Origin of the sequence: Escherichia sp. MOD1-EC6819, from assembly GCF_002965765.1 — a bacterium.
Lineage (GTDB): Bacteria > Pseudomonadota > Gammaproteobacteria > Enterobacterales > Enterobacteriaceae > Escherichia > Escherichia ruysiae.
In genome coordinates, this window is sequence record NZ_PTRG01000006.1 from 260,568 (window position 1) to 274,121 (window position 13,554).

Below are 13,554 nucleotides of genomic sequence, written 5' to 3' on the forward strand. Positions count from 1 at the left end.
GTTAAGGTTTAGCGTTTCGCTTTAGTGCTTCGCTGAGTCAGCAAGATATTCGCCAGCACCGCCACCACGATGATGACGCCGCGCACCACCTGCTGGAAAAAGGAGTTAATCCCGAGCAGCACCAGACCGTTACCGATTAGCGTAATCACCAGTACGCCAAGCAGCGTACCGAACAGCGAGCCACGACCGCCGGAAAGTGCCGTACCGCCGACCACGACCGCAGCAATGACATCAAACTCCAGACCGTTTGCGGCGCCTGCGTTACCGGAACCGAGGCGGGCTGCCAACAAAATCCCGGTGACTGCCGCCAATACTCCCGAAAGAGTAAAGATAAGAATGCGCACCCGACGAACGTTAATGCCGCACAACTGTGCCGCTGTGGCATTACCGCCAACAGCAAACACCGAGCGTCCGAAAGCGGTTTTACGGCTGATGAACACAAACAGCGCAAACAACACCATCATGATCAGCGCGGATACCGGCACGCCGAGAAATTGCCCGCCCAACCAGTCCAGCACCTCGTTTTCGTCAATTGGCACGGGCAGGGCGTTCGTCATAAACAAGCCCATTCCGCGCAGGGCGCTCCACAGCCCCAGCGTGGCAACGAAACTTGGCACGTTAAACACGCCGCGCAGCACCCCGGCCAGCGTTCCCATCAGCGCGCCTAACAGCAACACCAGCAGACACGCCACCGCCAGCGGAACGTCAAATTGCAGTAAAAACGCCAGGCACACCGAGACAAAGGCCACCATCGGCCCAACGCTGACATCAATTTCACCGGAGATAATAATCAACGTCATCGCCCAGGCAGCGATCCCGATGGTGGCAGCATCGCGCAGAACGTTCATCTGATTATTCAATGAGATAAAGCCAGGCGCGTTCAGGGAGAAGACCAGATAAAGAATGGCAATCACCACCAGCAGACCGATCTCATTAATGTGGCGACTGACAAATTGTTTGAGCGAGACGCTCTTGCCCTGCGGCAATGGTAATGACGAAGCAGACATCTTCAGGTTCCTCGGTAAAATTCATCAGTGCACAGACAGAATGGCGGACATCAGCTCATCCACATTGACCGGCGAGTGAAACTCCTGCGAGAACGTACCGTGCTGTAATAACAGGATGCGGTCACACACCAGCGGCAATTCCTCCACTTCACTGGAGATAAACACCACGCTTTTTCCTTCGGCAGCCAGCTCGCGGACAATACGGTAAATCTGCTGTTTGGCTTCGATATCGACGCCACGCGTTGGCTCGTCGAGCAATAAAATCTGACTGGCGGCATAGACCCAACGACCAATCACCACTTTTTGCTGATTGCCGCCAGAAAGCGTGCCAATAGGCGTTTCGCTACTGGCAGCCTTGACCGTCATCCGCTGCATCACCTCTTCGGTCAGGCGGCGGATGGAGGACCATTGCAGCACGCCGTTGGCGCTGATTTTTTGCCGATTGGTCAGCACTGTATTTTCATCAACGCCCAGCCAGGGAATGATCCCCGCTTCTTTGCGATTTTCTGGGGTATAGCCAATGCCGCGTTTCAGCATGTCACCGTAATCGGGGCGCGTGATTTTCTCGCCGTTGATAACAATTTCGCCCTGCTCATACGCTTCCAGCCCAACAATCGCTTTCAGCAACTCACTGCGCCCAGCCCCCAGCAGGCCAGCAATGCCGAGCACTTCGCCACGACGCAGCGTAAAGCTGATATCGTCCAGCTTAGGCTTATGGCGTAACGCGCGAACTTCCAGCACGGCCTGATCCACAATTTTCTGAGGGACAACCGGCGCAATATCAACGTGATCGCGCCCAAGCATCAGCGACACAATATGATGCGTGGAGGTATTTTCGAGCATCACATCGCCCGCCACCTGCCCGTCGCGCATAACGGTGGCACAGGAAGCGATGCGGCGAATTTCTTCCATCCGGTGGCTGACATAAATCACCGCCACGCCCAGTGCCGACATCTTTTTCACGGCGCTGATCACCAGTTCAACTTCCGCACTGGCAAGTGAACTGGTAGGTTCATCAAGAATGACCACGCGCGGCTCGCCCTTCATCACCCGCGCAATTTCCACCAGTTGCTTTTGCGCCGGGCTTAGCGTTGAAACAAGTTGTTCAGGGCTAACATCAACACCCAGCGCCTGTAAGCAACGTTGGGCATCCTGCGCCATTTGCGGATAATCAATCATGCCGTTGCGGCGGGGCCACTGACCGAGACAGAGGTTTTCCGCCACCGTCAGCCCTTCCACCAGACTTAATTCCTGATAAACCGCACGTACCCCCAGTTCAGCGGCACGGCGAGTCAGCGTAGCTTCGTCACCTGCCAGTCGCGTCTCGCCAATCCAGATATCACCGCTGTCCGGACGTTCGCTGCCGGTAAGCATTCGAATGAGGGTCGATTTGCCCGCGCCGTTTTTACCTAACAACGCGCGAACTTCGCCTTTATTGAGCGTGAAGTTAACGTTATCCAACGCAACGACGCCGGGATAACGCTTATTTCCTGCCACCATTTTTGCTACCGGAACTGCCTCTGTTGCCGTGAACATAGGAACCTCTGCGAATCAGCTATTAGGGCAGACCATCAACGTGCGTTGCCAGCCACTGTTTACCGTCTTCCGTTTTGGTATAGAGGTCGATAGGCACCTGAATCACTTTTTCACCGTCGGCTTGTTTATTGATAACTTTCAATGTTTGCGCGAAAACAGCATTGCCCATTTTCTTACCGGAAATATCCACCACCGCTTTCAGCACCTGGTTGTTTTCCAGTTCCTGAGCAATTTCAGTGGTCATATCCGAACCGAAAACAGCAATTTTTCCGGTCTGATTTTGATTACGTACCGCTTTTACCGCGCCGAGTGTCGCACCGCCCGATTCCCCCATAATGGCGTTCAGATCCGGCGTGGAGATAATCAGTTTTTCACCAACGGAAATCGCTTTATCTAAAACAGTCCCTTCCTGATTAGCGACAATTTGTGCGCCGGGAACCCGGGCTTTTAATACTTCTTCAAATCCTTTACGACGTTGCACACAAACTTCAAAGGCTTCGCAATTGATGACGGCAATTTTTGGCTGGTCAATTTTATTGGCAATAAAATAATCGGCGGCAGCGTTACCCAGTTTTTTACCAAATTCCAGCGGATCACCGACCAGATACGCCGAGACATATTTATCGACACCTTTTTGATTAATACAGGTGTTGTAGCAAATCACCGGAATACCCGCCTCACTGGCGCGACGAACGGTGCGACTGCTGCCATTTTCAGAAACAGCAGACAAAATAATGGCATCGACATTACGCGCCACAAGCGTATCAACAAATGTACTTTCTTTCGAAATATCGCCCTGGGCGTTAGTTTCTATTAACTGAACCTGTACTGAAGAATCTTTTGCTGCATCCTGAACACCCTGACGCACACCGGCATAATATCCCTGAGTATCAAGATATATTGCGCCAATGGTCATTTCTTTTTCCGCAGCCCTGGCAAATAGGGCGCTACCTAATAGCGTAGCCATTAAAATTATATTACGGGTTGTTCTCATTTTTTTAGGCATAGAGCCTCCTGTAGGGTTTTTATTTACAACAGCTTATTTTAATTATTTAGTGATGAGCGGCAGCGCGTGCCGCTCAAAGATTACAGTTAATAGGGTTTAGTGAACGTAGTTAAAAATAAAAGGCATCACGGTAGTGAATAATGCTGCTTTCGGCCAGGCCGGATTAATCGCCGTCAATTCAGCGCGAACAGATTCATATTGCGCAATCTCCCCTAATCCCGCTGCCGCCAGCATCGCCACCATCAGGCATTTTTCTTTATGCTGCTGTTGTAAATCGCCATACAGCGACAATAAATCAGGTTGTGAAACAGCGAAGAAATCCGCTTCGATACTGGTTTTCGCCATCTCTTGCGCCCACTGTTTCATTTCACTAAACAGTTGCTGTGCAGTTTGCTTTTCACCCAGCAGTCGCAGCGCCATCCCTTGCCAGAAGAGATAATCAACTGGCTGATCGTTGTAATAACTGTGGATATTGATGGTGCGATCGCCGGTCGCCGCCAGGCGTAAACAACACGTCGCCTCAACTTCATCACCCTGTGCTTTGGCGCATACTGCCTGCCAGAACCAGATGTCGTTATCAGTCTGCCCCGGTAGTCGGCCTTCGCTCAAATTCTCCGGGTAATGCAGCGCGGCATGAAGCAGTTCGCTGGCCTGCTGCGGCTCTCTGGCATCAAGATGTTGCCAGGCGCGTAACAACTGGTTGAGGATAAACTGACTGGTCACCTTCCCTTCCCCGCCTTCCCACGGGTGGAATTTGCGCGTGGCGAGAATGTCCGCCGCTTTGTTTGCCTGACCGGTGAGATGCCACAAATTGAGCAGTTCTGCGGTCATGTCGTCGCGTTTCAGGGCAATTGCCAGATTATTTTCCAGACGCGCCAGCCGTTTCTCCGGTGCGGCTCCGATTAACTTATCCAGCAAATCCCGTTCGAAAAGCAGACGTGCATCCTGCGGCGCAAGTTGATAAGCATTATCAAGATAACGGGCGGCCTGTTCATAATCATGCTGCTTATTCCACGCATGGATCGCCAACCCGCGCCAGCCGTCGGCAAACTCCGGCGACATCTCTACGCAACGTTGCCATAACGCTATCGCTTTGCCATAACTGCACTTGTTGTAGTGGAAACAGGCCAGTAAATGACGGGCGAACCAGCACTCTTCAATACTCTCCAGCGCCGCGACTTCTTCCAGCGTATTAGGGAAACGAACAAACTTCGGGAACACGTCAATGGCTTTCGCAATCAATTCGCCGCGCTCAGCTTTCGGCAACAAACTGGCTTGCAGATAAAGCGGCAGCGTTCGCTGGCAGTCCAGAGCGTTCAGCATCTCTGCCGCCAGAGCGGGCATTCCCCAGTTAATCAGTTGCCCGGCGGTCATCAGGGCGTTAACGTCACGCCCCTGACACAGACCACGCCACTGCGTGAGGGCAGACTCGGTACGACCATCGAACCAGTTCAGCCACCACAAGGTGGCGTTCAGCGGGTAATCGCGCAGCAGTTTCTCACGCTGTAAACGCGCATTGTCCTGACGACCGCTTAATACCAGCAGCAGGTTATGCAGGCACAGCACTTGCTGATTGGTTGGGCAGACGCGCAGACTTTGTTGGCAAAAATCCAGCCCTGCATCGAAGTTGCCATTACGCGCCGCCAGCCGTGCCAGACCGTAATAGCCCCCCGCTTTACTGTTGCCGCTCCAGACCGCTCGCCAGAAATCCTCTTCGGCTTGTTGATATTGTGCCTGACGCTCATACGCACTGGCGCGGATCAAACTGGCTTGCCCACACTGCGGGTTTTTGTTCAGCGCATGTGCGCGTTTCAGCGCCTGAGTGGCATACGCCACCGCTTGCAGGAAATCGGCACGGTTATATTCCAGCATCGCCAGCGCCAGGTTACAGCGATAATCCAGCGGATCCAGCGCCACGCCGCGCAGGTAGTAATCGAACGGTGAACGGCTGGCGTGATGATATTGCTCCAGATGCTGACCGATAAACCAGGCTTCATCTGTACTGGTAATGTCTTGTGCTGCCAGTGGTGCTTTGGCGACGTCCGGCAGCGGCAACTCTTGTGGCTGATGTTCCTGATAACTCAGTACAATATTGCCATCCGCATCGGAAAGTTCGATGGTCATTCTGTCCGGATCAATACCGTGCAACACACCCTGGATGGCGGTCGCTGGCGTCAGGGCAACGGCATCATCAAGTAACGCTTCGCGCTTGCCTATTTCACGGATCGCCAGTCGGTATCCGTTCAACGGGGAGATGGCATACAGCCCCCACTCAATCCCCCGCTCGCTACGCTGTAATTTAATTACCGCATCGCGGGAGGCGTTTTGCACCATGCCTAAAGAATGGTAAGGCAGGAAATACTGCTCAAAACGCTTCTCTTCGTAAGCATCAAGCCAGGTAAAATCGGGCTGGTTATCGGCAAAAATGCCGGTCATCAGCTCGATATACGGGCCGTTATTGTCGGTCAGACTCTTATCCCACGCCTGACCAAATTCACTGTGTCCCCAGCTCCACTGTTTTTTACCCGGCGCAATGTGGTGGTTGGCAACGTGTAATAAACCGCCATCTTCATCGTGACACCACGCGCCAACAAAATCGTACTGCGATTTTTCAGCCATATATGAGGTAGGAACAGGCACGTTTTTATAACGCGAAATGTCCACGCCGGCGGAGTAGTCCACTTTGTAATAGGTGCCGGTGGCGATGGGAAAAGCAGACACTGCCCGTTTGCCGTGATCAAACACCGCAGTCACATCGGGCGGGAAAACGCTCTGATGCCCTTCCCCCCCTTTCACTGCCGGGTTGGCCCACCACAAGAAATGACGCGGCGTGGCGTTGCCGTTATAGACGCGGCTGGCGATTTCCAGCGCCGCACGGTCAGGGCGCAGCGTGAAGCCGGTCATCACCTGTAGACCGTGCATCGGCTCCGTTTCGCCAACCCATACAGTCTGTGCGCCGTCTTCATGGGCTTCAATGGTGAAATCGACGGGCATAAAGGTCGTCGGGCGATGATGTTGCGGCCAGTTAAACTCAATCCCGCCGGAAATCCACGGCCCCAGCAGCCCCACCAGCGCAGGTTTAATGACTTCATTGTGATAGACAAAATCGCGCTGTTTCACTTTATCCCACGCGCGATGCACACGACCGCCCAGTTCCGGCAGGATCATCACTTTGATGTAGTCGTTTTCCAGCCACACTGCCTGCCAGGATTTCAGGGTTTTCTGCTCATTCAACGTATCGGTCACGCCGTAGGGATAAACCGCGCCGGACGATCCCTGATAAACGCGATTTTCCAGGAACATGGGATGTATATCCTGCGGCCCGGTTTCATAGGTCGGGATCTCAACGCGCTCTTGCCACACTTTTACTGGAGTCATGGTGCCCTCAATATTAACAAGACATACTGAATTAAAAGATTTGTGGCAGTGTATTGAACAATCTGGCAATGTTTTCGCGGAATAATCACGCAATTAACTAAACAAGGTTTAGTGAAGATGAGAGCCTGCATTAACAATCAACAGATCCGCCACCATAACAAATGCGTGATTCTGGAACTGCTGTACCGGCAAAAACGCGCCAATAAATCGACGCTCGCCCGGCTGGCGCAAATTTCGATTCCGGCGGTCAGTAACATTTTGCAGGAGCTGGAAAACGAAAAGCGGGTGGTGAATATCGACGATGAAAGCCAGACGCGCGGGCATAGTAGCGGCACATGGCTGATTGCGCCGGATGGCGACTGGACGCTGTGCCTGAACGTTACGCCCACCAGCATTGAGTGCCAGGTCGCTAATGCCTGTTTAAGTCCGAAAGGTGTATTTGAATATTTACAGATTGATGCACCGACGCCGCAGGCTCTGCTGTCCGAAATCGAAAAATGCTGGCATCGCCACCGTAAATTGTGGCCGGGTCGTACCATCAATCTGGCGCTGGCAATCCACGGTCAGGTTGATCCAGTGACCGGTGTGTCGCAAACCATGCCGCAAGCGCCGTGGACTACGCCGGTTGAGGTGAAGTATCTGCTGGAAGAGAAGCTCGGCATTCGGGTGATGGTCGATAATGACTGTGTGATGCTGGCGCTGGCGGAGAAATGGCAAAATAATTCGCAGGGACGGGATTTCTGCGTAATCAACGTTGATTACGGCATTGGCTCGTCGTTCGTGATTAACGAGCAAATTTATCGCGGCAGTCTGTATGGCAGCGGACAGATTGGTCACACCATCGTTAACCCGGATGGCGTCGCCTGCGACTGCGGGCGTTATGGCTGTCTGGAAACCGTCGCCTCGTTAAGCGCATTTAAAAAGCAGGCGCGGGTATGGCTAAAATCACAACCGGTTAATACTCAGCTTGATCCCGAAAAACTGACTACCGCGCAATTAATCGCTGCCTGGCAGAGCGGAGAACCGTGGGTCACCAGTTGGGTTGACCGCTCTGCCAACGCTATAGGATTGAGTCTGTATAACTTCCTCAACATCCTCAATATTAATCAGATTTGGTTGTATGGTCGCAGTTGCGCCTTTGGCGAGAACTGGCTTAATACCATAATTCGCCAGACGGGATTTAACCCGTTCGACCGCGACGAAGGGCCGAGCGTAAAAGCGACACAGATTGGCTTCGGGCAATTAAGCCGCGCACAACAGGTGCTGGGGATTGGCTATTTGTATGTTGAGGCGCAGTTACGACAGATTTGATGGTGTGATAACGTAAAAAGGCTTCCCGGAGGAAGCCTTTTTTCAACAGATTAACCGTTTCGCTTATGCGTAAACCGGGTAACGTGCGCAGATGTCGAGAACTTTACCTTTGATACGCTCGATAACGGCTTCATCATTGATGCTGTCCAGCACGTCACACATCCAGCCAGCCAGTTCTTTCGCTTCTTCTTCTTTGAAGCCGCGACGCGTAATCGCCGGAGTACCCACGCGAATACCGGAGGTCACAAACGGGCTCTTCGGATCGTTCGGTACGCTGTTTTTGTTAACGGTGATGTTAGCACGACCCAGAGCGGCGTCAGCTTCTTTACCGGTCAGGTTTTTATCAACCAGATCAACCAGGAACAGGTGGTTATCAGTACCGCCGGAAACCACTTTGTAGCCGCGCTCCAGGAACACTTCTACCATCGCTTTAGCGTTTTTCGCGACCTGCTGCTGGTAAGTTTTGAACTCAGGCTCCATCGCTTCTTTCAGAGCAACCGCTTTACCGGCGATTACGTGCATCAACGGACCACCCTGACCACCAGGGAAAACGGCAGAGTTCAGTTTTTTGTACAGCTCTTCGCTACCACCTTTCGCCAGGATCAGGCCGCCGCGTGGACCCGCCAGGGTTTTGTGAGTGGTTGTAGTCACTACGTGCGCATGAGGAACCGGGTTCGGGTAGACGCCAGCAGCAACCAGGCCCGCAACGTGCGCCATATCAACGAACAGGTAAGCACCGATGCTGTCAGCGATTTCACGCATTTTCGCCCAGTCCACCACGCCGGAATATGCAGAGAAGCCACCGATAATCATTTTCGGTTTGTGTTCTTTGGCTTGTTTTTCCAGATCGGCGTAGTCGATATGACCGGTAGCATCGATACCGTAAGGAACGATGTTGTACAGTTTACCGGAGAAGTTAACCGGAGAACCGTGAGTCAGGTGACCGCCATGCGCCAGGTTCATACCCAGAACGGTATCACCTGGTTCCAGCAGCGCGGTGTAGACCGCAAAGTTAGCCTGGGAGCCGGAGTGCGGCTGGACGTTAGCGTAGTCAGCGCCGAACAGTTCTTTCGCGCGATCGATCGCCAGTTGTTCGACGATATCAACATACTCGCAACCGCCGTAGTAGCGTTTGCCCGGATAACCTTCAGCATATTTATTGGTCAGCTGAGAACCCTGCGCCTGCATCACGCGCGGGCTGGTGTAGTTTTCGGAGGCGATCAGTTCGATGTGCTCTTCCTGACGTACTTTTTCCTGCTCCATAGCCTGCCACAGTTCGGCATCATAATCGGCAATGTTCATTTCACGCTTTAACATCCGCATCTCCTGACTCAGCTAACAATAAAATTTTTGGCCTTTATAGGCGGTCCTGATGGACAACGGCGAACAGTATAACCGAATCATTGTGCGATAACAGGTCTTGACAAAGGAATTTACGCAAACGATTACCTTCAGGCTGCGCAAGGCTTTGGAGAATAAAGAGCTTGCAACCGGAAACGGATTTCTTTTCAGGTTTGTGATGCAAATTTTTCACTTCATCACATTCTTTCTGAAAAACACCAAAGAACCATTTACATTGCAGGGCTATTTTTTATAAGATGCATTTGAGATACATCAATCAAGATGCAAAAAAAGGAAGACCATATGCTTGACGCTCAAACCATCGCTACAGTAAAAGCCACCATCCCTTTACTGGTGGAAACGGGGCCAAAGTTAACCGCCCATTTCTACGACCGTATGTTTACTCATAACCCAGAACTCAAAGAAATTTTTAACATGAGTAACCAGCGTAATGGCGATCAACGTGAAGCCCTGTTTAACGCCATTGCCGCCTACGCCAGTAATATTGAAAACCTGCCTGCGCTGCTGCCAGCCGTAGAAAAAATCGCTCAGAAGCACACCAGCTTCCAGATCAAACCGGAACAGTACAACATCGTCGGTGAACACCTGTTGGCGACCCTGGACGAAATGTTCAGCCCGGGGCAGGAAGTGCTGGACGCGTGGGGGAAAGCCTATGGCGTACTGGCTAATGTATTTATCAATCGCGAGGCGGAAATCTATAACGAAAACGCCAGCAAAGCCGGTGGCTGGGAAGGTACTCGCGATTTCCGCATTGTGGCTAAAACACCGCGCAGCGCGCTTATCACCAGCTTCGAACTGGAGCCGGTCGACGGTGGCGCAGTGGCAGAATACCGTCCGGGGCAATATCTCGGTGTCTGGCTGAAACCGGAAGGTTTCCCGCATCAGGAAATTCGCCAATACTCTTTGACCCGCAAGCCGGATGGCAAAGGCTATCGTATTGCGGTGAAACGCGAAGAGGGTGGGCAGGTATCCAACTGGCTGCACAATCACGCCAATGTTGGCGATGTCGTGAAGCTGGTGGCTCCGGCGGGTGATTTCTTTATGGATGTGACAAATGACACACCGGTAACCTTAATCTCTGCCGGTGTCGGTCAAACGCCAATGCTGGCTATGCTCGATACGCTGGCAAAAGCAGGCCACACAGCACAAGTGAACTGGTTCCATGCGGCAGAAAATGGCGATGTTCACGCCTTTGCTGATGAAGTTAAGGAGCTGGGGCAATCACTGCCGCGCTTTACCGCACACACCTGGTATCGTCAGCCGAGTGAGGCCGATCGCGCGAAAGGTCAGTTTGATAGCGAAGGTCTGATGGATTTGAGCAAACTGGAAGGTGCGTTCAGCGATCCGACAATGCAGTTCTATCTCTGCGGCCCGGTTGGCTTCATGCAGTTTGCCGCGAAACAGTTAGTGGATCTGGGCGTGAAGCAGGAAAACATTCATTACGAATGCTTTGGCCCGCATAAGGTGCTGTGATTTGATATTGCCGGATGGAAACATCCGGCAACCCTGACGCGGTTTAAATCGCCGCGTCGTCCTCTTCACCGGTACGGATACGAATAACCCGTGCCACGTCAAAGACGAAAATTTTACCGTCACCGATTTTGCCGGTTTGCGCAGTGCGAATAATGGTATCTACACAGGTATCGACAATGTCGTCTGGTACGACAATCTCAATTTTCACCTTCGGCAGAAAATCCACCATATATTCCGCGCCGCGATACAGCTCGGTATGGCCTTTCTGGCGGCCAAAACCTTTCACCTCGGTGACCGTCATGCCGGTAATGCCGACTTCAGCCAGTGCCTCGCGGACATCGTCCAGCTTGAAGGGTTTAATAATCGCATCAATCTTTTTCATGCTATTCCTTGAAAAGGTCGCCTGTCTTCTGATCTGCTAAACGTAACACATTACGCCGATTCATTCCTTGAAATCGTTTGCATCCAGCTCGTGTCGGGAAAGCAGTTTATAAAATTCTGTCCGGTTGCGCCCCGCCATTCTCGCCGCGTGGGTGACGTTGCCTTTAGTGATTTGCAGCAGCTTGCGCAAATAGTTGAGTTCAAACTGATTACGCGCCTCAACAAAGGTGGGCAGCGCCGTGTTTTCGCCCTCCAGCGCCTGTTCCACCAGCGCATCACTAATTACCGGGGATGAGGTCAGCGCCACGCACTGTTCAATCACGTTGACCAACTGACGCACATTGCCTGGCCAGCTCGCGGTCATCAGGCGTTTCATTGCATCAGTGGAGAACGCGCGGACAAACGGTTTATGTCGCTCTGCCGCCTGGCGCAACAGGTGATTTGCCAGTAGCGGAATATCTTCCGTGCGCTCCGCCAGTGCCGGAATTTTCAGGCTGACAACGTTGAGGCGATAATAGAGATCTTCGCGGAACTCCCCGCGCGCCATCGCTTTTGGCAGGTCGCGGTGAGTGGCGGAAATAATCCGCACGTCGATATCAATATCGCGGTTGCTGCCCAGCGGGCGTACTTTGCGCTCCTGCAACACGCGCAGCAGTTTGACCTGCAAAGGCGCGGGCATATCGCCAATCTCATCGAGAAATAACGTACCGCCTTCCGCCGCCTGGAATAAGCCCTCGCGATTGCTGACAGCGCCGGTAAACGCGCCGCGTGCATGACCAAACAGCTCCGACTCCAGCAACTGCTCGGGCAATGCGCCACAGTTAATAGCAATAAATGGTTTGCTGTTGCGCGGGCTTGCGTTGTGGATAGCCTGGGCGAAAATCTCTTTCCCGGTGCCGCTCTGACCGTTAATCAAAACGCTAACATCTGATTGCGCCACCAGCCGCGCCTGTTCCAGCAAACGCAACATCAGTGGACTGCGGGTAACAATCGCCTCACTCCAGCGTTCGTCTGTGGCTGGCGCGGATTGTTCCAGTGCATCGTCAATTGCCTGATACAACGCGTCTTTATCAACAGGTTTGGTGAGGAAACTGAACACGCCCTGCTGTGTCGCGGCAACGGCATCGGGAATGGAACCATGCGCGGTAAGAATAATTACTGGCATTCCCGGCTGCACTTTCTGGATTTCAGCAAACAGTTGCATACCGTCCATTTCATCCATCCGCAGGTCGCTGATGACTAAATCTACTTTTTCGCGATTCAGTACCCGTAATCCTTCAGCGCCACTTTCCGCCGTGACCACGCTGTAGCCTTCGCTGGTCAGGCGCAGGCCAAGCAGTTTCAGCAATCCCGGATCGTCATCGACCAATAATAAATGCGCAGGTTTATGGCTCATCAGGGGTGACCTCACTGGTAGATGGTGCGGGCGTTTCGCTCTCGTGCGGTGTGTCCGGCGCGAAATTTCCGGCCGGTTTGCGGGTCGAGAGCTGACGTTCAATATCGGTCAGGTTTTCCAGCTTGCGAGTGGTGAGTTCCAGTTGTTGCTGTAGAAAGTGATGCTGCTGGCGCAAGGTATCCAGTTCGCTGTCGCTGGACTGCTGGAGTTTACTGTAGCGTTGACGCTCTTGTGCCAGTTGCAATTGTAACGCCTGATCGTCGCGCCAGAGTTGATACAGCGGGCGAACCTGCGCCGGGATCTCAGTACTTAACGCGTCTATGCGCGCGACCATCTGGCGACGCTCATACGGCGTAATTTTAGCGTCGGCGAGCAAAATCCCCTGTTTAAAGGTATTTTGCCAGCTGCCATCGCCATACTTACGGGCTTGCTGGCGCGACTGCGCTGGCATTAAACGGTTGGCGCAATCCATCGCCCGTAGCCAGTAAAGCGGATTAGTTTCGGTTGATTTACCTTGCAGCGCCCAGATGTCGCTACATTCGGTAGAAAGATAATCAGCCAGTTGATAAACCGGAATTTTTTCTTCTGCTGACGTATCTATGGCAGGCTTATCGTGACTCTGCACACAACCCAGCAACGCCAGACAAGGCAACCCCGCCAGCCACAGCCGTCGGGGCAATAATCGTTGAAAAATGTGTCGCATA

At 52.8% G+C, this 13,554-nt stretch carries 10 protein-coding genes; 2 read left to right on the top strand and 8 right to left on the bottom strand.

Annotation, left to right across the window (positions count from 1 at the left end; genetic code table 11):
- Positions 1-8: 8 nt before the first annotated feature.
- The 4 genes from A7Z06_RS10985 to A7Z06_RS11000 all read right to left on the bottom strand — a co-directional run bounded on the left by A7Z06_RS10985 (position 9) and on the right by A7Z06_RS11000 (position 6,927).
- On the bottom strand, positions 9-1,007 hold the full coding sequence (locus A7Z06_RS10985; RefSeq protein WP_001276660.1) for an ABC transporter permease: 999 nt from the start codon (positions 1,005-1,007) through the stop codon (positions 9-11).
- A 24-nt stretch (positions 1,008-1,031) separates the two neighbouring features.
- Positions 1,032-2,543 carry a sugar ABC transporter ATP-binding protein gene (locus tag A7Z06_RS10990; protein WP_105279425.1) on the bottom strand — a complete coding sequence of 504 codons (1,512 nt, stop codon included), beginning with the start codon at positions 2,541-2,543 and terminating at the stop codon, positions 1,032-1,034.
- Between the two features lie 22 nt (positions 2,544-2,565).
- Positions 2,566-3,549 (bottom strand): substrate-binding domain-containing protein, encoded by a 984-nt coding sequence (locus A7Z06_RS10995; protein ID WP_001124876.1) that lies wholly within the window; start codon positions 3,547-3,549, stop codon positions 2,566-2,568.
- 96 nt (positions 3,550-3,645) lie between these two features.
- Complete coding sequence (locus tag A7Z06_RS11000) at positions 3,646-6,927, bottom strand: DUF5107 domain-containing protein (protein ID WP_010344297.1); 3,282 nt, start codon at positions 6,925-6,927, stop codon at positions 3,646-3,648.
- A gap of 117 nt (positions 6,928-7,044) precedes the next feature.
- Between A7Z06_RS11000 and A7Z06_RS11005 the strand changes: the two genes are divergently transcribed.
- The gene (locus A7Z06_RS11005) at positions 7,045-8,238 is read left to right on the top strand and encodes an ROK family protein (RefSeq protein WP_010344299.1); all 1,194 of its coding nucleotides are present in this window, start codon (positions 7,045-7,047) and stop codon (positions 8,236-8,238) included.
- 63 nt (positions 8,239-8,301) lie between these two features.
- On the opposite strand, the gene glyA is transcribed toward A7Z06_RS11005, so the two are convergent.
- On the bottom strand, positions 8,302-9,555 hold the full coding sequence (gene glyA / locus A7Z06_RS11010) for a serine hydroxymethyltransferase (RefSeq protein ID WP_000919164.1): 1,254 nt from the start codon (positions 9,553-9,555) through the stop codon (positions 8,302-8,304).
- A gap of 327 nt (positions 9,556-9,882) precedes the next feature.
- Here glyA and hmpA point away from each other — a divergent pair, with 327 nt between their 5' ends.
- Positions 9,883-11,073, top strand: a complete 1,191-nt coding sequence (hmpA, locus tag A7Z06_RS11015) for an NO-inducible flavohemoprotein (protein ID WP_000883132.1) — start codon at positions 9,883-9,885, stop codon at positions 11,071-11,073.
- 43 nt (positions 11,074-11,116) lie between these two features.
- On the opposite strand, the gene glnB is transcribed toward hmpA, so the two are convergent.
- Genes glnB through qseG form a run of 3 tightly spaced genes read right to left on the bottom strand, consistent with a single transcriptional unit; the run spans position 11,117 to position 13,553 of the window.
- Positions 11,117-11,455, bottom strand: coding sequence for a nitrogen regulatory protein P-II (glnB, locus tag A7Z06_RS11020; RefSeq protein ID WP_000717694.1), 339 nt, complete (start codon positions 11,453-11,455; stop codon positions 11,117-11,119).
- A 60-nt stretch (positions 11,456-11,515) separates the two neighbouring features.
- On the bottom strand, positions 11,516-12,850 hold the full coding sequence (gene glrR / locus A7Z06_RS11025) for a two-component system response regulator GlrR (protein WP_000018522.1): 1,335 nt from the start codon (positions 12,848-12,850) through the stop codon (positions 11,516-11,518).
- On the bottom strand, positions 12,840-13,553 hold the full coding sequence (gene qseG / locus A7Z06_RS11030) for a two-component system QseEF-associated lipoprotein QseG (protein ID WP_010344382.1): 714 nt from the start codon (positions 13,551-13,553) through the stop codon (positions 12,840-12,842). The genes glrR and qseG overlap by 11 nt, the downstream gene beginning before the upstream one ends.
- Position 13,554 lies beyond the last annotated feature (1 nt).

Excerpts from the sequence above, each read along its gene's own strand:
- A7Z06_RS10985 (WP_001276660.1), bottom strand. The coding sequence starts at position 1,007 with ATGTCTGCTTCGTCATTACCATTGCCGCAGGGCAAGAGCGTCTCGCTC.
- A7Z06_RS10990 (WP_105279425.1), bottom strand. The coding sequence starts at position 2,543 with ATGTTCACGGCAACAGAGGCAGTTCCGGTAGCAAAAATGGTGGCAGGA.
- A7Z06_RS10995 (WP_001124876.1), bottom strand. The coding sequence starts at position 3,549 with ATGCCTAAAAAAATGAGAACAACCCGTAATATAATTTTAATGGCTACG.
- A7Z06_RS11000 (WP_010344297.1), bottom strand. The coding sequence starts at position 6,927 with ATGACTCCAGTAAAAGTGTGGCAAGAGCGCGTTGAGATCCCGACCTAT.
- A7Z06_RS11005 (WP_010344299.1), top strand. The coding sequence starts at position 7,045 with ATGAGAGCCTGCATTAACAATCAACAGATCCGCCACCATAACAAATGC.
- glyA (WP_000919164.1), bottom strand. The coding sequence starts at position 9,555 with ATGTTAAAGCGTGAAATGAACATTGCCGATTATGATGCCGAACTGTGG.
- hmpA (WP_000883132.1), top strand. The coding sequence starts at position 9,883 with ATGCTTGACGCTCAAACCATCGCTACAGTAAAAGCCACCATCCCTTTA.
- glnB (WP_000717694.1), bottom strand. The coding sequence starts at position 11,455 with ATGAAAAAGATTGATGCGATTATTAAACCCTTCAAGCTGGACGATGTC.
- glrR (WP_000018522.1), bottom strand. The coding sequence starts at position 12,850 with ATGAGCCATAAACCTGCGCATTTATTATTGGTCGATGACGATCCGGGA.
- qseG (WP_010344382.1), bottom strand. The coding sequence starts at position 13,553 with ATGCGACACATTTTTCAACGATTATTGCCCCGACGGCTGTGGCTGGCG.